Here is an 18,068-nt window from a genome sequence, read left to right on the forward strand (position 1 = left end):
CGTTTTATCGTTACCACCCCTGCGTGGCCGATAATTATTATTTCGTCTTTTTTGACTATATTTAGCATGGCAAACGATGTAAAGCATAAAGTCCCTTGCCGTTATTCCCTAAGGTTCATTTAGATTAATTTGTTCCTCCAAATAGCTTAAGCTAATAAAAACAAATCGTTATGATTATCTTTGCCATAGGGGAAGCATTATCGTTTTTTTTGGCTAATTTGCATGGTTTGCCGGCATGTAAATAATACGCCGGGCGGCAACAGATGCAGATAAAATATTACCGCTCCGGTATCTCACCGATATACCTGCTTCGCAATAATACCCTACACTCCGCCATGTTAAGGGAATGGCCTTAATCGGCTTGCACGGCACTGCGGCGCCCAGCGCCCGGGAGTAATACTTTTGGTGGCATTCTCCCCCCCGGCGTTATCTGCCATAATAACGCCAACTTTGCCGCACTGTGTCAGCGGCCAGATAACGGAGTTCCCCCTATGGATTACTGCCCTACTTCCGGCTTGCTTTCCCTTGAGCAGGCGCTGCAGAACATGCTTTCCCAAATTTCGCCCCTGCAGGAAACGGAAACCCTTCCACTGGCTGCCGCGGTGGGCCGCATTACCGCACAACCCGTGATCTCGCCCATCAACGTGCCCCCGTTCGCCAACTCGGCGATGGATGGTTACGCCGTGCGCTTGCATGAACTGCACGCGCAGGCGCCGTTGTCGGTAGCCGGCAAGGCCTTCGCCGGCGCCCCGTTTAATGCCCCATGGCCGGCCGACAGTTGCGTGCGCATTATGACCGGCGCGCCGCTCCCTGCGGGCACCGAAGCGGTGATCATGCAAGAGCAGGCGGAAGTCAGCGATGCCGGCGTGCGGTTCATCGGCCAAGCGGAGGCTGGGCAAAATATCCGCCTGGCCGGCGAAGACATTCAGCAAGGGGCGCAGGTGCTGCCCGCCGGGGTGAAGCTGGGCGTGGCCCATCTGCCGCTGCTGGCTTCGCTGGGGGTAGCGGCGGTTTCGGTGACATGTAAGCTGAAAGTGGCCGTGTTTTCCACCGGCAACGAGCTGGTGCCGGTAGGCCAACCGTTGCAGGCCGGGCAAATCTACGATACCAACCGCTTTGCGGTGCGCCTGATGCTGGAGCAAATGGGCTGTGAGGTGCTGGATCTGGGCATTATCCGTGACGATCAGGCCGCGCTGCGCAGCGCGTTTATTGAAGCCGATCGCAACGCCGATGTGGTGATCAGCAGCGGCGGCGTTTCCGTTGGCGAAGCCGACTACACCAAACAGATGTTGGATGAACTGGGCGAAGTGGGGTTTTGGAAACTGGCCATCAAGCCGGGCAAACCCTTCGCCTTTGGCAAGCTGCAACACGCCTGGTTCTGCGGCCTGCCGGGCAACCCGGTTTCCGCCGTGCTGACGTTTTATCAACTGGTACAGCCGCTGCTGGCCGCGCTGGCCGGCCATAGCGAATGGCGTTTGCCGCCGCGCATGCGCGCCCGGGTAATCACGCCGCTGAAGAAAACGCCGGGCCGCCTGGATTTCCAACGCGGCGTGTACCAAACCAATGCCGAGGGTGAGCTGGAAGTGAGCACCACTGGCCACCAGGGCTCGCACGTGTTCAGCTCCTATAGCCTGGCCAACTGTTTTATCGTGCTGGAACGCGAACGCGGCTCGGTGGCGGCGGGTGAGACGGTGGAGATCGAGCCATTTAACGCCCTGCTAAGGAGCTGACCATGTTGCCGGAATTAACCGATGCAGAAGCGCTGCGCTATAACCGCCAGATCGTGCTGCGCGGCTTTGATTTCGACGGCCAGGAAAAGCTGAAGGTGGCGCAGGTGCTGGTGATCGGCCTGGGCGGCCTGGGCTGCGCGGCGGCGCCCTATCTGGCTGCCGCGGGCGTCGGGCAGTTGACGCTGGTTGATTTCGATACCGTCTCGCTCTCCAATCTGCAGCGCCAGATCCTGCACCGCGATGCGCGCATCGGTATGGCGAAAGTCACATCCGCCCGCCTGGAGCTGGCGGCCATCAATCCCCATATTCGCATTAATGCCGTCGACCACTATTTGGATGATGATGACCTGGCGGCGCTGATTGATGATTGCCATGTGGTGCTGGACTGCACCGATAACGTCGCCGCGCGCGAGCAGATTAATCGGCTGTGCCACCGGCTGCGCACGCCGTTGGTTTCCGGCGCGGCAATCCGTATGGAGGGGCAGCTCAGCGTCTTTACCTATCAGCCCGGGACGCCCTGTTATCATTGCCTGAGCCGGCTGTTTGGCGAAAATGCCCTCACCTGCGTTGAAGCCGGCGTGATGGCGCCGTTGGTCGGCACCGTCGGCTCGCTGCAGGCCATGGAGGCCATTAAGCTATTGACGAATTACGGTGAGGTGCTGGTTGGCAAGCTGTTGATGATTGATGCCATGACCATGCAGTTTCGCGAGATCACGTTGCCAAGGAATCCACAGTGCGAGGTGTGCGGGGGGTGATTCCCCTCACCCTAACCCTCTCCCACAGGGAGAGGGGACCGTCCTGCGTTGTCAGCCAGATACGAGTCAAATTGTGGGAGAGGGAAACATAACCTGCTCAGCAGGTAGGTTGGGCAGCCAACACCTTCGTTCACGCCAGACGATGTTTAGTCACCCTACCCTGCGTTGTCAGCCAGATACGAGTCAAATATGTGGGGAAGAAAACATAACCTGCTTAAAAAGTGAGTTGGGCAGCCAACACATCCGTTCACGCCAGACGATGTTTAGTCACACGCCCCACCAACAACGCCGGGCTGCTCCCTCTCCCTTTGGGAGAGGGTTGGGGTGAGGGAAGAGGGAGAACTTACACAATCCCCTGGCTACGCAGATAGTCTTCGTAGTTGCCAGTAAAATCAATCACCTTCGCTGGCGTCATTTCCCAAATCCGCGTTGCCAATGAACTGACGAACTCGCGGTCGTGCGAAACGAAGATCAGCGTGCCTTCATACATTTCCAGCGCCATATTCAGCGACTCAATGGATTCCATATCCAGGTGGTTGGTTGGCTCATCCATCACCAGCACGTTCGGCCGCTGCATCATCAGCTTACCAAACAGCATGCGCCCCTTCTCGCCACCGGAAAGCACCTTCACTTTCTTCTTGATGTCATCCTGGCTGAATAACAAACGGCCCAGCACGCTGCGCACCGCCTGCTCGTCGTCTTTTTCCTGTTTCCACTGGCTCATCCAGTCGAAAACCGTCAGGGCATCATCAAATTCGTATTCGTGGTCCTGCGCGTAATAGCCAATCTTGGCATTTTCAGACCATTTCACCGTTCCGCTGTCCGGCTGCAGATCCCCCACCAGCGTTTTCAACAGGGTGGATTTACCGATACCGTTGGTGCCGAGCACCGCCACCTTTTCACCCACCTCGACCATCAGGTTCAGCTTGCTGAACAGCGGCCCGTTGTCAAAGCCCTTGCTCAGCGCTTCCACTTCCAGCGCGTTGCGGAACAGCTTTTTGTCCTGTTCGAAACGAATGAACGGGTTTTGACGGCTGGAGGCCTTCACCTCTTCCAACTGGATCTTGTCAATCTGGCGGGCGCGGGAAGTCGCCTGCTTGGATTTGGACGCGTTGGCGCTAAAGCGGCTAACGAACGACTGCAGTTCGGAAATCTGGGCCTTTTTCTTGGCATTATCCGCCAGCAGGCGTTCACGCGCCTGGGTCGCCGCCGTCATGTATTCATCATAGTTGCCCGGATAAATACGCAGCTCGCCGTAGTCCAGATCCGCCATGTGGGTGCACACCATATTCAGGAAGTGGCGGTCGTGCGAAATGATGATCATGGTGCTGTTGCGTTCGTTCAGCACCTGTTCCAGCCAGCGAATGGTGTCGATGTCCAGGTTGTTGGTCGGTTCATCCAGCAGCAGGATTTCAGGATTGGAGAACAGCGCCTGCGCGAGCAACACACGCAGCTTCCAGCCCGGCGCGATTTCGCTCATTGGGCCATAGTGCTGTTCCACCGGAATGCCCACGCCAAGCAGCAGTTCGCCGGCGCGCGCTTCGGCGCTGTAACCGTCCATTTCACCGTATTGCACTTCCAGATCGGCCACTTTGTAGCCGTCTTCTTCGCTCATTTCAGCCAGGCTGTAAATGCGATCGCGCTCTTCCTTTACGGCCCACAGTTCGGTGTGCCCCATGATCACGGTATCGAGCACGCTGTATTGTTCAAACGCGAACTGGTCCTGGCGCAGTTTACCCAGGCGTTCGTTCGGATCGAGGAACACGTTGCCGGCAGACGGCGCCAAATCGCCACCCAGAATTTTCATAAAGGTCGATTTACCGCAGCCGTTGGCGCCGATCAGGCCATAACGGTTACCGCCGCCAAACTTAACGGAGATATTTTCAAACAGCGGCTTACTGCCAAACTGCATAGTGATGTTGTTGGTACTTAGCACAACGCTCGCTCTTTTATTGGAAAATGTGATTTAGCGCGCATTATGCCACAAAGCCGCCTGGATTTCGTGGGAAGTTTTGGTGGATTTTTGTGCGGCCCAACAGCTTCAGCCCATCCGCCACCCGGTGCCTGACCAGCAAAATAAATGTAGTGGAAATGAAAACTCACTCTGGTTAATTAATAACCACAAGCACATTTAATATCCCGGTAATTTATAGCTGTAATAAATCACTTTTCCCTTATTTTGCATGTTCGTGGTGCAGGCTAATAACAATATCGGTTTTTTTAGTTACAAAAGTAGTTTTTAACATTCTTGCAAACAATAATATCCGTCCAGTAAACGTGAACTGCACAATAACCCTTTGGTATTGCCGGTAATCGTCCACTTTTTGTTAAAAACCCTGTTAACCAAAAGGCATTATTACGCTGTTTCGGCAACCTCAGCGGGCAAGCAGTTTTGCTTATTTTCGGGGTAATCCTGATAAATTCTTTCACCTGCATATGAGTAGAATTTACACAACAGAGATTTAGCTTAATGAGAAAATTACTCGTCCTGTTCTTCTGCCTGAACCCGTTTGGCATGGCCCAGCGCGCCATGGCAGAAGAGAACAAAACCGTTGATGTCGTGCTGATCGGCGGCGGTATCATGAGCGCAACGTTGGGCACCTACCTGCGGGAACTGGAGCCGGATTGGACCATCAACATGTACGAACGCCTGGACGGCGTGGCGGAAGAAAGCTCTAACGGCTGGAATAACGCAGGTACGGGCCATTCTGCTTTCAGTGAAATGAACTATACGCCGGAAAGAGCGGACGGTTCTATTGATATCAGCAAAGCCGTTGTGGTTAATGAGTCTTTCGAAATATCCCGCCAGTTCTGGTCATATCAGGTTAAAAATAACGTTCTGCAGGATCCGAAATCTTTTATTAACAACGTGCCACACATGAGCTTTGTTTGGGGCGAAGACAACGTTAATTATCTGCGTAAACGTTATACCGCATTGCAACACAGCACATTATTCCGTGGTATGGAATATTCAGAAGATCCAGAACAAATTAAGCAATGGGCACCGCTGGTGATGAATGGCCGCGATCCGGCACAGAAAATCGCCGCAACCCGTATGCCTATCGGTACCGATGTCAACTTTGGCGTGATCACTCACCAACTGGTGAGCTCGCTGACGCAGGACAAGAAATTCTCGCTGAATCTCAGCCATGAAGTGCGCGACATCAAACGCAACCCGGACAACACCTGGGCGGTCACCGTTGCCGATCTGAAACGTGACGGCAAAGAAACCACCGTCAACGCCAAGTTCGTGTTTATCGGCGCCGGCGGCGCTTCACTCAAGCTGCTGCAAAAATCCGGTATCCCGGAAGCCGACGGCTACGGCGGCTTCCCGGTCGGCGGCCAGTTCCTGGTCACCAGCAAGCCGGAAATCGCCAATCAGCACCTGGCGAAAGTGTATGGCCTGGCCAGCGTCGGCTCCCCGCCGATGTCGGTGCCGCACCTGGACACCCGTATGCTGGACGGCAAACGCGTGCTGCTGTTTGGGCCGTTCGCCACCTTCTCCGGCAAATTCCTGAAAAACGGTTCGCTGTTTGATCTGGTGAGCTCGATGAACACCTCCAACCTGCTGCCAATCAGCCATGTGGGCATCGATAACTTTGATCTGGTGAAATACCTGGTCGGCCAGTTGATGATGAACGATGACGATCGCTTCGCTGAATTGAAAGAGTACTTCCCAGACGCCAAGCAGCAAGACTGGAGCCTGTGGACCGCCGGGCAACGCGTGCAGGTTATCAAAAAAGATGATGCCAAGGGCGGCGTGCTGCAATTCGGCACCGAAGTGGTCAGTTCACAGGACGGTACCATCGCCGCACTGCTGGGCGCATCGCCGGGCGCATCAACCGCGGCGCCGATCATGCTGCACCTGTTGGAAAAAACGTTCAAAGACAAAGTGGCGACGCCAGAATGGCAGAGCAAGCTGAAAGAGATCATTCCGTCCTACGGCCATAAACTGGACGGCGATGTGGAAATGACCAATGAGATCCGCCGCTATACCAGCAGCGTTCTGGGCCTGAACTACATTGAAGTGAAACCGGAAGCCGCCGCGCCGCAACAGACCGCCGCGCAAGAGGTCGCGCAACCGGCAACCGCACAACAGGCCGCTGTGGTGCAGGAAGCAACGGCAGCTCACTAAGCCCCGCGCCACGCTACCAAGGCCGCTTAAATGCGGCCTTTTTTTCGCTGCCGGCCACACATTTCACGATTTACCCCATTCGGTTAACACTTGCGTAACCTTATTGGCACGCCTATTATCAAAGAATAATCTTGGATAATTAGCTTCAGCAGCGGCGAACGGATGCCGCATCAGCAGGAGAACCGACATAATGGATCGCGCCAGCATCATTCATGACTTGCAGGAATGGATCGAAAATCATCTGGATCACCCCCTGTTATTAGATAACGTAGCGGCAAAATCCGGCTATTCCAAATGGCATTTGCAGCGTATGTTCCGCAGCACCACCGGCCATGCGCTGGGCAGCTATATTCGTGAACGCCGCCTCGCCAGGGCGGCCGTGGCGCTGTGCTCCACCCCACGCCCGATTCTGGATATCGCACTGCAATTCCATTTTGACTCCCAGCCTTCGTTTTCGCGCGCGTTTAAAAAGCAGTTTGGCAAAACCCCGGCGGCCTATCGGCGCACCGCATCCAAAGGCCCGGAGGAATGCTACCAACCGCATTGTCCCCGCAAGAAAGGGCAAGGATACGGCCATCCATCCACCCCATGCCGCATGTGAACATCCTCCATCATCGTTTCATTAATACGGCAATACACGCACTTTTATTATGTTAATACTCATCGTCTGCCGGTGACGGCACGGACATTAATACAGATCCCAAGGGATGGGCACGCATAAGGCGGGGCTGGCGCGTAAATGGGGACAAAAACCCTATCAGATCGATCGGCTGCTGGAGGTGGAACACTCATCAAAAGGCGGAACCGCTGAACTGGCATTGCATCAACTCAATCGGCGTAGTCGCACTTAACGTGATGAGCGAGTCGCGATAAGAAAATGAAGCAAGGGGATACGAATGAATCGTTCCTCATCATACCCATCGCCCGAAAAGAGAGCGGAAGGATGTCGAAAAGACGGCTCTGCGGCATAAATTTCAAACGCCGATGAAGGCCATTTCATCGACGTTTGGGTGCGCAATATCAGTTGTATTCAAGGGTGAAGGTTGCAGTCGATCTCACATTCCCCCCTTTAATCGTAGCGCCGGTACGATAATAACGGGCGAGTAAAGGCAACGTCAGTGTGTTGGTTTGATTGGAAATCGTATGCCCGGCATTCACTGCCTCACCATTTGAAATCGGCTGCGAGGTGTTCCCATTCAAAAGCTGAACCGCAACGCCAGAGGCGGCATCACTGCCCGTTTCTGATTTGATCACCCCCGGCGCATTCGAATCGTCTTGAGTATAATCAAACCGGACGTTCACTAGTCCCTGCCCGGTACTTCCCGGTAATAACTCCTCGCCAACGCCGCCAACACAGTTGATATTGATATTGAAGTTCTTTTCCCCTTGAGTGGAGCCCACGCCACCAAATGATGCCGCCGTCACCGGCTCAAGATTGACCGCGATGTTCTTTGAGCCGGCATCGATGCTACAAGATGACGTTACAATGGTGAAGCTGTCGGCATTCACGACAGACATCAGTATCGGCCGGGAAGGCCCGGAACCATTCAAATAGTAGCGGGTATACAATCCTGAGGTTAATTGCCCGGTTCCCGTTTCAGCCGCGGTTTTCACAATATCAATCTTAAAATATCCCCCGGCCAGGTTTAGCGTTCGCCTGCCAGAGAAGGTCAACGTATGTGGATAATACGTACTGATCGAACCTGCTTCACGGTAGAGACGAATACCGATGCCAGGAATATTCGTGCTCCAGACATTGGAATAGTTGGTTTGCGCCCCTTGCAATATTTGACCAATCGCACTCCCGCCGTTCGTGCAGGTGCCAGCGCTGTCAACCCCATTAATCGTAAATTGGGCCGTCGCCAATATATCGCCGACCTGGCTATCCGGCGTGACCAATACTCGCCCAACGTTCATTTGAATCGTTTGGTAATTCGTCAGGTTCGACGTGCAACTGGCGTACACTGACTGACCGGTGCACATCAGCAAGCTGACCAGCGCCAGGCGTTTTGCTTTCTGCGTTTTCAACGCAAAGTTACGCATTGATTTCATCATTTGCAGCTCGCTTCAATAATTTCATAATCGGTACCGTTGTTTAGCGTGGCGTGATAGTTCACCGAACACTGCTGCGTCGGCTGCGTTCCCCACTTCACCTGCAACAGCCCTTGTTTTGCTTCGGTCCGCAGGTAAATACGGCTGCCCTGCCCCACGATACCCACCACCTGATTACGGGTATCCAGCACTTCGGCGCCAAACGGCAGCGACGAACCATCCGGCCCTTGCGCATGAATGATCAGCGCCTGCCCTTTGGTGGTTTTGAACGACAATTTGGCAATCGCGCCGGCATAAGGCGCTACCTGCTGGCTGCTGCTTTCCAATTCCACGCTGTGCGACATGCCGTTGGGATCCAGCGTGACGTTGGTCATCCGGTAAGGTGAAACATAAGGCACCACCGCATAGCCGCGATCGTCGATCCGCACGCCCGGCGAGTTGGTCACCGACGCGCCGGCGGCATCCGGCGCTTCAATCAGCACCATGGTTTGGCCGCGCTGCGGCGTCATGGTAACGCCGCCGCTGTGGGCGATGATGCTGCCATAGGCGCCCAGGGAAGCCTGACGATAATCTTTGCCGTAGCTGTAGGCGCCGTTCAGCGTTGAGAAACGGCTACGGTATTCACCACTCACGCTGCCGTTAGTGCCGCCGTTGCGATCGTTGGCCAACGCCGCGCTGTAGCTGATGTTGTTATCCTCGCCGGTGGAGGCGTTAATGCCGACACGGCTGCTGTCATAGCCACGATCGCTGTAGCCCAGCGAACTATTCATGCTTAACGACTGCGAACCGACGGTAAACGGAATCGAAAGCGTCAGGTAATAGCGCGTATCGTTACGGTTATAGGCGTCGGTGGTACGCATCGCCGATAAACCGTAGGTCACGCGGCCATAATAGTTGTTGTAACCCACCTGATACTGTTTGGTGGTGCCGCCGTGGTTCCAGTAATCCCGCACCGAACCGGTGATATACAGGGAGCCAAGACCGTCACCCAGGCCTTGGTTTAATGTCAGTTGGTACTCGCTGCGCTGGCGGTTCACGGCATCGATGCTCAACCCTTTGCGCTCATAATCACGGGAAAACACCGCGTCGCGAAGCGACAGATAGCCGGACGTCGAGTAGCGATAGGCCGCAATCGTGAAGTTGGTATTGGTTTCCGTCATCAGCTTGCTGTAGCTGAGCTTAAAGCTTTGGCCGGATTGATTGCCCTGTTTCAGGCGGGTGTTGGCCTGGGTCACATCCAGTGCAAAAGCCCCGACCGGCGTAGCTACCGCGCTACCGACCAGAAACGCACTATAGCCGTCGCTGAAGCTGGTACCGGTGTAACCGGTGATAATATTGGTAAAGCCGCGTTGATAGGTGGCCTGAAACATTTCCGGCTCTTTGCTCAGGCTCTCATCGCGCACCTTACCCGCCGTTAGGGCGTAACGTTGAATCCCCGGGCGCAGCATTTGCGCCACCGAGGCATAAGGCACGCTGAATTGCCGCTTGCTGCCATCGGCCTCATTGATCGTGACATTAAGATCGCCGCCATAGCCGGTGGGGTAAAGATCGTTAATCACGAACTCGCCCGGCGCCACGGTGGTTTGGTAGATAAGCTGGTTATTCTGGCGGATCTCCACCAGGGCGTTGGTTTGCGCGACGCCGCGCACCACCGGCGCATAGCCGTTAAGCGAATCGGGCAACATGCGGTCGTCCGTCGCCAACTGCGCGCCGCGAAAACCGATCGAATCAAAGAAATCGCCGCTGGTATAGCTATCCCCCAGGGTCAACATGCCCTGCACCGCCGGAATGCCACGTTGGGCATAAGTCGCCGTGTTCTGGAAATGCGAACTGGCGTCGCTGCGCCAGGTAGCGTTGGAATCATGGCGCAATTGCCAGCCGGCCAGATTAAAGCCGGCGTTCATGGTCAGATACGCGTTGTTGGTATCCGTCTTGCCGCCCATGTTCGAACTGTGGGTGTTGAAGGCGTTGAAATTGTATGACAGAAAACCGGCGGTAATACCGCGATCCCAAAAGCGCGGATCCACATAGCCGCGCGCGCTGCGGCGCAGCGCTGCCTGCGGCACGCTGACATCCATACGCAAGGTGCTGGTGTCCAAACGGTAGCTGGCTTCCGGCACCCACTGCCCGAGCGGTTTACAGGTTTCCGGCGTTATTGCGGCATCGCTGCCGAACTTGGCGCTATCGATGCCAAACTCATCGAGCGACAACAGCGTAAAGCAGGTATCCGCACTGCTTTTCCCCGGGATATTTTTAAACTCAATGTTCTTTTTGCCCTTCCATTCGCCATTAACATAAACGTCCAGCGAATATTTCCCGGCTAAAATCGGGTTGCCGTCGCGAAAGCGAGAAAGATCGACCCCCTGTGCCTGGCCGACTAAAAAATTACTGTTGAAAGTGGCTTCGATCGGCGCGTTTTCCTGCGTGGGCTCCGTTGCCGCCATCGCAGCCGCCGGCAACGCCAGGAAAGCCACGCCGCCCGTCAGCCAAAAAAGGGATTTATAGCTAAAAAGTGCCGATTTTATCGCGGCTGAGATAGGTAACTCTTTCATATCCATGAATCCTTTACCAAATTACGCTCCCCCCGCCGACAGCCTGTTCTCCGGGGCCTGAAGCCTCTTCCAAAGGTTATTTCTGGTTATTTTTACTGCGAGTCACCCGGCCGCCGTAATCGTTGATGGTGGTGAACTGGATATCTGCTATGCGTGCGCTATCACCAGAAAAAGCCAGCGTTTTTTCCTGCCCCGGCGCCACCATATCGCCATGCGGCGCTAATGGGATTTTCCGCTGGTTGACCACCGCGTTGATTTCGGTAAAGGAAACATAATAAGGCGTTGGGTTTTTCACACTGACGCCCGCAGCGCTATAGCGCCATTGCAATTTTTCCGGCGCGTCATTGGCGCTGCCCGCCAGGCCTGCCGGGCGATAGAACAGTTTGATGCGGGTTCTGAACGCTACCTGCAAAAAATTATCCGGCGCCTGTTGGTTATGCGCGCCAGTCGGTGCCGGCGGGATCTCCAAAACATTCAGCCAGAACAGTGATTCTTTATCCTGCGCCAGCGCCGTCGTCGTCAGCGACAATCTCAACGCCTGGCCGCTGTTGGGCTCAATACGGCTGATTGGCGGTGAGACAATAAAAGGGGCTTTGCTGTTTTCCGGCGTGGTTTTCGCATCGCCTTCATCCACCCAGGATTGAATTAACGCGGGCGAAGCGCCGTTGTTTGATAATTGAACGGTGACATCACGTTGTTTTCCCGGATAAATAATACGCGTGCCATTGATAATCACGCTGGAAAAAACGCTGCTGCTGAAAAACATAGCCATCAGCAATACACTGTATTTTTTCAATGAATTTTTCATTCTATTTATCGCTGCTGTAGGGAAAAACGGCGGGGAAAACTCCCCGCCAGAATAAGAATATTACTTACTGGTAAATAATGGTGTACTGAACGTTGGAAGTAACATCACCTGCGCCAGCAGCGGCAGTTGCATAGTATTCAGCATAGTAATTCAGGTCAGCTGAATCGCCATCGTTAGCCACGGCAACCCACTGGGAATTAGCCTGTGCGCCATTAGAACCTGCAGCCAGAATTGGCAGGAACTGGTTGTTGCTGCCCAACAGTTGAATTTGCACGTTGGTTGCAGCATCAGTCTGTGCCTGGTTATTCAAACGGCCAGTATTAAAATCAACCGTTGCGCCTGGTTCAAAATAAGTTGCTACCTGGCCTTTAGAACACTGAGTCAGGTTAATTGAGAATGGCGTACGGCCGGCAGTTGCACTCTGAGATGCCAAAGTAGAGGAAGAAACGGTCGGCAGCGTTACGGTAAAATCTTTACCGCCTGGGGTGCTGATAGTACAGGTTTGATCGGTGACTTTACCGTTAAAAGTAATAGTACCGTCGGCAGCTTGTGCAGAGAAAGAAGAAACGGTAGCGGCACTTACCGCCAATGCCAATACAGCAGACAGCTTAGAGATTTTCATATTTAGACTCTCGATGAATTAATACGACGATGAGGTACATTCAGCGATGCTACTCCTTGTCAGGAATGAAGCCCGATGAATCCATTGCCGAACGGAATATAGACCAGACGTATTATTCCTGTTAAATCGTTTAAAACATTCATACCACCCCGCATGATAGAAAAAAACTATCAACAAACCACCATTGATCGATATTGACGATTCAACAGAATGAGAATAATCTGTGTTTGAGAAAAAAAACAATGCACTACATCACGTAAATGCGTGATATTTAGGCGTTTGTATGCCTTATTTTCAGCACACTGTTTTTGAACCCCATTGACATCCCAGAGGAAATGCTCGTTTTGCAGAGGATTGGCAATCTTTCCCTAACATGGCCGTTTAAATAGGATTTTTACCAATGAATAAGCAAAATAAAATTTATTTATTGTTGAAAATCATCACTTTAAAAAAGACCCAAAGGACTGGTAAATGAGTTGTTATTTTAATCAAAAGAACAACGATATTAATTTTGTATTCCAGCCAATGTTTGGGAAATCGGGCCGATTGGTTGCCGTTGAGTGCCTGTCACGTTTGCATAAAAACGGTGACTTCGCACATTTAGCTCCAGAGAAGTTCTTCCAACAGGCGGACAGTGATACTCGCATTGAGATCTTGCTTGAACAGGTTTCATTGATCGAAAAATACCAGAGTTGGTTTAGAGAAAATCGCGTAATCGCTACGTTAAACGTTGATGATCATTCTTTGTGCTCATTGGCGAACGACCGTTTTTCGGAAAGAATCAGTAAGATTAACTGTATCCATTTTGAGATCAGTGAACATTCCACCCAGTTGATAAAAAACCGGTTGCATGGCAATCCGTTATTAAATGGTTATTCATTCTGGCTTGATGATTTTGGCTCCGGTTACGCCGGATTCTCTGCGCTTTATAACAGCCAGTTCCATTTCGTTAAGCTTGATCGTTTTCTTTTATGGGATTTTATGGAAAAACCGGGGGGTAAAGATCTTATGCATTCTTTGCTCCGTTATCTCTCACTGAATCAACATCGGGTGATTATTGAAGGCGTTGAAACGGCCGAACATAAGAAGTGGTTGGACGAGATGCCTTACCACGCACTGCAGGGAAAGCTGTGGAAAGAATCCGATATAAAGGATTTAAGCTCGTTTCTTACAGCTGAATACTTTTAACTCATTATGGGCGTTTTCCATTATGTCTAAAAACAATGTTCTTGTTATTAGCGAGTGCAAGTACAGCTATACCGGTCTTTCGTCATTACTGAAAAGACATTCGGATCAATACAACCTCCGGCTGTTCTCCGACTTTCTGCACAATGGCGCAAAAGCGGAGAAAATCATCCGGCATGATATCGTGCTGATCTTTACTTCGCGCAACCTGGAGCAAAGCGTCAACGTTATCGAAAGCCTGGTCACCGCCTATCAGCAATACAGAAGCAAGACGCGGATTCTGGTGTTTTATGATGATGAGCGCGTAGTTCGGCTGCTGTCTATCCTGGGTATTTCAGTCGAGTTGCTGCCTGCCCATGTGCCACTGGCCACGATGCAGGAAAAAATTCAGCAACTGCTGGACAGCAAAGATCACGCCTGCATTAAAGTGCAAAAAACCCGCGAGCTTAGCCCAGCGGAAAGCGACGTTATCTTTAACCTGCTGCGTGGGGATAGCCTGGCGCATATTGCCGAGAAACGCGGCACGCATCCCAAAACGATCTTCTCGCAGAAATACAGCGCGATGAAGAAACTGCGCCTGCGAAATATGAACGCGATCTTTACCGCCGGAAAATAGCAGTGATTGCCCCCTCGCCTTGGAGGAAAGCCAATGGAGAGGAGGGCTTGCTACAGCGGGCCTCCCCCTCGGCGAGCGGGCGTGTTGCTTATTTCCTGCGCACCGGCGCATCGCCTGCCACATAGTATGGCGCCGTGCTGCGCGCCAGTGGTGTGCGCTGGCGAATACGATCGGCAATTTTCTCGGCGATCATAATCGTGGTGGCGTTCAGGTTGCCGGTGATGATTTGCGGCATGATGGAAGCATCCACCACGCGTAGCCCTTCCATACCGTGCACCCGGCCCTGGCCATCAACGACCGCCATCTCATCTTCGCCCATTTTGCATGAACAGGAAGGGTGGAAGGCGGTTTCCGCATGTTCACGGATAAACGCATCCAGCTCTTCATCGCTTTGCACATCCACACCCGGGCTGATTTCACGGCCGCGATAAGGCGCCAGCGCCGGCTGCGCCATGATTTCACGCGTGATACGGATCGCATCGCGGAACTCCTGCCAGTCCTGCTCGGTGGACATATAGTTGAACAGGATACTCGGGTGCTGGCGCGGGTCTTTCGATTTCACCTGCACGCGGCCGCGGCTTGGCGAACGCATGGAGCCGACGTGCGCCTGAAAACCGTGTTCTTTCACCGCATTGCTGCCGTTGTAGTTGATCGCCACCGGCAGGAAGTGATACTGGATGTTCGGCCAGGCGAACGCTTCCCGGCTGCGGATAAAGCCGCCGGCTTCAAACTGATTGCTGGCGCCGATCCCGGTTCCCTTGAACAACCATTCGGCGCCAATTTTCGGCTGGTTAAACCATTGCAACGCCGGGTAGAGCGAAACGGGTTTGGTACAGGCATACTGCAGGTACATTTCCAGGTGATCCTGCAGGTTCTCCCCCACGCCAGGCAGATCGTGCACCACGTTGATATCCAGGTTTTTCAACAATGCTGCCGGGCCAACACCGGAGCGTTGCAGAATTTGCGGCGAGGCGATAGCGCCGGCGCACAGCAAGACTTCACGGCGGGCACGGGCGCGATGCAACGTATTGCCGTCGCCTTTCAGGTAGCTGACGCCGACCGCGCGCTTGCCGTCGAAATCGATATGATCGGTGAGCGCATGAGTGATGATGGTCAGGTTCGGCCGGGCGCGCGCCTGATCCAGGTAGCCCCGCGCGGTGCTGGCGCGGCGGCCATTCGGCGTAACGGTGCGATCCATCGGGCCGAAGCCTTCCTGCTGATAGCCATTCAGATCGGTGGTTGCCGGGTAGCCAGCCTGCACCCCGGCTTCCACCATCGCATGGAACAGTTCGTTATTGCCCACTTTTGGCGTGGTCACGCTCACGGGGCCATCGCCGCCGTGGTAGTCGTTCGGCCCGATATCGCGGGTTTCCGCCTTGCGGAAATACGGCAGGCAGTCCAGATAGCGCCAGTCTTCCAAACCCGGCGCTTTGGCCCAGTTATCGAAATCCATCGCGTTGCCGCGGATATAGCACATACCGTTGATCAAAGAGGAGCCGCCCAGCCCCTTGCCGCGGCCGCATTCCATACGGCGGTTATTCATGTGCGGTTCCGGATCGGTTTCGTAGGCCCAGTTATAACGGCGCCCCTGCAGCGGATAAGCCAATGCAGCAGGCATTTGGGTACGGAAATCCAGACGGTAATCCGGGCCGCCGGCTTCAAGCAGCAGCACGCTAACGTCTGCATCTTCAGTTAATCGGGTAGCCAATACGTTGCCGGCAGAACCGGCGCCGATAATGATGTAATCGAATTCCATCAATTATCTCCTTTAATTTTGATTGTTCCCCCGCCGGGGGCAAAGCCCCTGCCATCGATTTATCTTCGCTGGGATGGAGAGTCTTTTATTTATTGATTCCCCCTCTTAGCTGGGGGATAAGAATAAGGTGCCTAAGTCGCTATTTGCCTGAAAAAAGCACCGTCGGCCCCTTCTCCCGTTGGGAGAAATCCATCCCCCGGAGGGTGAGAATAAGGAGCTTTAGTCGCCGTATTTCAAATCCCGGCACGATCTGCTCCCTCTCCCTTTGGGAGAAATTCTTCCCCCTGAAAGTGAGAATAAGGAGCTTTAGTCGCCATTTTTCAAATCACGGCACGATCTGCTCCCTCTCCCGTTGGGAGAGGGTTGGGGTGAGGGTCAGAACACCGAGCTAAACTCGCCCAGTTCCACCTGTACCGATTTGATTTGCGTATAGTGTTCCAGCGTCGCCAGGCCGTTTTCACGCCCTACGCCGGAATGTTTGTAACCGCCGACCGGCATTTCCGCCGGCGATTCACCCCAGGTATTTATCCAGCAGATACCGGCTTCCAAGCGATGGATCACCCGATGAGCGCGCGCCAGATCGCGCGTCACCACGCCGGCCGCCAGGCCATAGGTGGTATCGTTGGCGCGGGCGATAACTTCCTCTTCGCTTTGGTAGCTCAGAATGCTCATCACCGGGCCGAAGATCTCTTCACGCACAATTTCCATATCGTCGCGGCAGTCGCTAAATACCGTCGGCGCCACAAAAGCGCCCTTGGCGAACGCGCCTTCCAGCACCCGCTCACCGCCGCACAGCAGGCGCGCGCCGCTGTGCTTCCCGCTTTCAATAAACCGCAGCACCGATTCCATATGCGCGAAGCTGACCAGCGGGCCGAAGTTGGTCGCTGGATCGTTAGGATCGCCCAGGCGGATGCGCTGGACACGCTCAAGGATTTTGTTTTCAAAGTCGGCCAACAGCGCCGCGGGCACGAACACACGCGTACCATTGGTGCATACCTGCCCGGAACTGTAGAAGTTAGCCATCATGGCGATATCTGCGGCGCGATCCAGATCGGCATCATCACAGACGATCAGCGGTGATTTGCCGCCCAGTTCCATGGTGACTTCTTTCAACGTTGAACCGGACGCATTAGCCATCACTTTTTTGCCCGTTTTCACCCCACCGGTGAAGGAGATCTTGGCGATCCCCGGGTGATCGGTCAGGTGCTGCCCCACCTCGGCGCCGGTACCGGTGACCACGTTGAATACGCCGTCCGGCAGCCCCGCTTCGGTGTAGATTTCCGCCAGCTTCAGCGCGGTCAGCGAAGTCACTTCGCTCGGTTTGAAGATCATGGCGTTGCCGGCCGCCAGCGCCGGCGCGGATTTCCACAGCGCGATCTGGATCGGATAGTTCCAGGCGCCGATGCCGGCCACCACACCGAGCGGTTCACGGCGGGTATAAACGAAAGCGGATTCGCGCAGCGGGATTTGTTGGCCTTCGATCGCCGGGATCAAGCCGGCGTAGTATTCCAGCACGTCGGCGCCGGTAACGATATCCACGGCCGTCGTTTCCGACAGCGCTTTACCGGTATCGAAGGTTTCCAACTGGGCCAGTTCATCATTGCGCTCGCGCAGGATATCCACCGCGCGGCGTAAAATGCGCGAACGCGCCATCGCCGGCATTGCCGCCCATACCTTTTGCCCGCTGGCTGCGCTGACCACCGCACGGTCGACATCTTCAGCGCTAGCGGCCTGGACTTCGGCAATCACTTCACCGTTGGCCGGGTTGACGGCGTTGAAAGTTTTCCCCTCGGTACTGTCTACATAGGCACCATGGATATAGAGCTTCTGTAAGCCAAAACGGGACATAGGTTCTCC

The 18,068-nt window shown here is 54.2% G+C and carries 13 protein-coding genes; 6 read left to right on the top strand and 7 right to left on the bottom strand.

Going from position 1 to position 18,068, the window contains the following annotated elements:
* Positions 1-491: 491 nt before the first annotated feature.
* Both moeA and moeB read left to right on the top strand, forming a co-directional pair.
* Positions 492-1,730 (top strand): molybdopterin molybdotransferase MoeA, encoded by a 1,239-nt coding sequence (moeA, locus tag ACN28Q_RS04655; RefSeq protein ID WP_095845269.1) that lies wholly within the window; start codon positions 492-494, stop codon positions 1,728-1,730.
* Positions 1,731-1,732: 2 nt separating this feature from the next.
* On the top strand, positions 1,733-2,485 hold the full coding sequence (gene moeB / locus ACN28Q_RS04660) for a molybdopterin-synthase adenylyltransferase MoeB (protein WP_095845270.1): 753 nt from the start codon (positions 1,733-1,735) through the stop codon (positions 2,483-2,485).
* A 343-nt stretch (positions 2,486-2,828) separates the two neighbouring features.
* Here the strand turns inward: moeB and ACN28Q_RS04665 are convergent, their stop codons facing one another.
* Positions 2,829-4,421, bottom strand: a complete 1,593-nt coding sequence (locus tag ACN28Q_RS04665) for an ABC-F family ATPase (protein WP_095845271.1) — start codon at positions 4,419-4,421, stop codon at positions 2,829-2,831.
* Between the two features lie 534 nt (positions 4,422-4,955).
* Between ACN28Q_RS04665 and mqo the strand changes: the two genes are divergently transcribed.
* Complete coding sequence (mqo, locus tag ACN28Q_RS04670; protein ID WP_095845272.1) at positions 4,956-6,620, top strand: malate dehydrogenase (quinone); 1,665 nt, start codon at positions 4,956-4,958, stop codon at positions 6,618-6,620.
* Positions 6,621-6,810: 190 nt separating this feature from the next.
* Complete coding sequence (locus ACN28Q_RS04675) at positions 6,811-7,221, top strand: helix-turn-helix domain-containing protein (protein WP_230469390.1); 411 nt, start codon at positions 6,811-6,813, stop codon at positions 7,219-7,221.
* 419 nt (positions 7,222-7,640) lie between these two features.
* On the opposite strand, the gene ACN28Q_RS04680 is transcribed toward ACN28Q_RS04675, so the two are convergent.
* From ACN28Q_RS04680 to ACN28Q_RS04695, 4 genes are all read right to left on the bottom strand, one after another.
* Positions 7,641-8,675 carry a fimbrial protein gene (locus ACN28Q_RS04680; protein ID WP_095845273.1) on the bottom strand — a complete coding sequence of 345 codons (1,035 nt, stop codon included), beginning with the start codon at positions 8,673-8,675 and terminating at the stop codon, positions 7,641-7,643.
* The gene (locus ACN28Q_RS04685) at positions 8,672-11,224 is read right to left on the bottom strand and encodes a fimbria/pilus outer membrane usher protein (RefSeq protein ID WP_095845274.1); all 2,553 of its coding nucleotides are present in this window, start codon (positions 11,222-11,224) and stop codon (positions 8,672-8,674) included. Before ACN28Q_RS04685 ends, ACN28Q_RS04680 begins: the two co-directional genes overlap by 4 nt.
* 76 nt (positions 11,225-11,300) lie before the next feature.
* Positions 11,301-12,032: a fimbrial biogenesis chaperone gene (locus ACN28Q_RS04690; protein WP_095845275.1), complete on the bottom strand. Its 732-nt coding sequence runs from the start codon at positions 12,030-12,032 to the stop codon at positions 11,301-11,303.
* A 64-nt stretch (positions 12,033-12,096) separates the two neighbouring features.
* Entirely contained in the window at positions 12,097-12,654 is a 558-nt protein-coding gene (locus ACN28Q_RS04695; RefSeq protein WP_095845276.1) for a fimbrial protein, read from the bottom strand.
* Positions 12,655-13,125: 471 nt separating this feature from the next.
* Between ACN28Q_RS04695 and ACN28Q_RS04700 the strand changes: the two genes are divergently transcribed.
* Together ACN28Q_RS04700 and ACN28Q_RS04705 are read left to right on the top strand one after the other, a co-directional pair.
* Entirely contained in the window at positions 13,126-13,842 is a 717-nt protein-coding gene (locus ACN28Q_RS04700; RefSeq protein WP_095845277.1) for an EAL domain-containing protein, read from the top strand.
* A 22-nt stretch (positions 13,843-13,864) separates the two neighbouring features.
* Positions 13,865-14,455: a LuxR family transcriptional regulator gene (locus ACN28Q_RS04705; protein WP_095845278.1), complete on the top strand. Its 591-nt coding sequence runs from the start codon at positions 13,865-13,867 to the stop codon at positions 14,453-14,455.
* Positions 14,456-14,543: 88 nt separating this feature from the next.
* Here the strand turns inward: ACN28Q_RS04705 and betA are convergent, their stop codons facing one another.
* Both betA and betB read right to left on the bottom strand, forming a co-directional pair.
* Complete coding sequence (gene betA / locus ACN28Q_RS04710) at positions 14,544-16,211, bottom strand: choline dehydrogenase (RefSeq protein ID WP_095845279.1); 1,668 nt, start codon at positions 16,209-16,211, stop codon at positions 14,544-14,546.
* A gap of 375 nt (positions 16,212-16,586) precedes the next feature.
* Complete coding sequence (gene betB / locus ACN28Q_RS04715; protein WP_095845280.1) at positions 16,587-18,059, bottom strand: betaine-aldehyde dehydrogenase; 1,473 nt, start codon at positions 18,057-18,059, stop codon at positions 16,587-16,589.
* Positions 18,060-18,068 lie beyond the last annotated feature (9 nt).

The sequence above is a fragment of the Gibbsiella quercinecans genome (assembly GCF_002291425.1).
GTDB lineage: Bacteria > Pseudomonadota > Gammaproteobacteria > Enterobacterales > Enterobacteriaceae > Gibbsiella > Gibbsiella quercinecans.

What these genes read in the sequence shown, in the direction of transcription:
- ACN28Q_RS04695 (WP_095845276.1), bottom strand. Translation starts at nt 12,654, where the DNA reads ATGAAAATCTCTAAGCTGTCTGCTGTATTGGCATTGGCGGTAAGTGCC.
- moeB (WP_095845270.1), top strand. Translation starts at nt 1,733, where the DNA reads ATGTTGCCGGAATTAACCGATGCAGAAGCGCTGCGCTATAACCGCCAG.
- betB (WP_095845280.1), bottom strand. Translation starts at nt 18,059, where the DNA reads ATGTCCCGTTTTGGCTTACAGAAGCTCTATATCCATGGTGCCTATGTA.
- ACN28Q_RS04700 (WP_095845277.1), top strand. Translation starts at nt 13,126, where the DNA reads ATGAGTTGTTATTTTAATCAAAAGAACAACGATATTAATTTTGTATTC.
- moeA (WP_095845269.1), top strand. Translation starts at nt 492, where the DNA reads ATGGATTACTGCCCTACTTCCGGCTTGCTTTCCCTTGAGCAGGCGCTG.
- ACN28Q_RS04690 (WP_095845275.1), bottom strand. Translation starts at nt 12,032, where the DNA reads ATGAAAAATTCATTGAAAAAATACAGTGTATTGCTGATGGCTATGTTT.
- mqo (WP_095845272.1), top strand. Translation starts at nt 4,956, where the DNA reads ATGAGAAAATTACTCGTCCTGTTCTTCTGCCTGAACCCGTTTGGCATG.
- ACN28Q_RS04675 (WP_230469390.1), top strand. Translation starts at nt 6,811, where the DNA reads ATGGATCGCGCCAGCATCATTCATGACTTGCAGGAATGGATCGAAAAT.
- ACN28Q_RS04680 (WP_095845273.1), bottom strand. Translation starts at nt 8,675, where the DNA reads ATGATGAAATCAATGCGTAACTTTGCGTTGAAAACGCAGAAAGCAAAA.
- ACN28Q_RS04685 (WP_095845274.1), bottom strand. Translation starts at nt 11,224, where the DNA reads ATGAAAGAGTTACCTATCTCAGCCGCGATAAAATCGGCACTTTTTAGC.
- ACN28Q_RS04705 (WP_095845278.1), top strand. Translation starts at nt 13,865, where the DNA reads ATGTCTAAAAACAATGTTCTTGTTATTAGCGAGTGCAAGTACAGCTAT.
- betA (WP_095845279.1), bottom strand. Translation starts at nt 16,211, where the DNA reads ATGGAATTCGATTACATCATTATCGGCGCCGGTTCTGCCGGCAACGTA.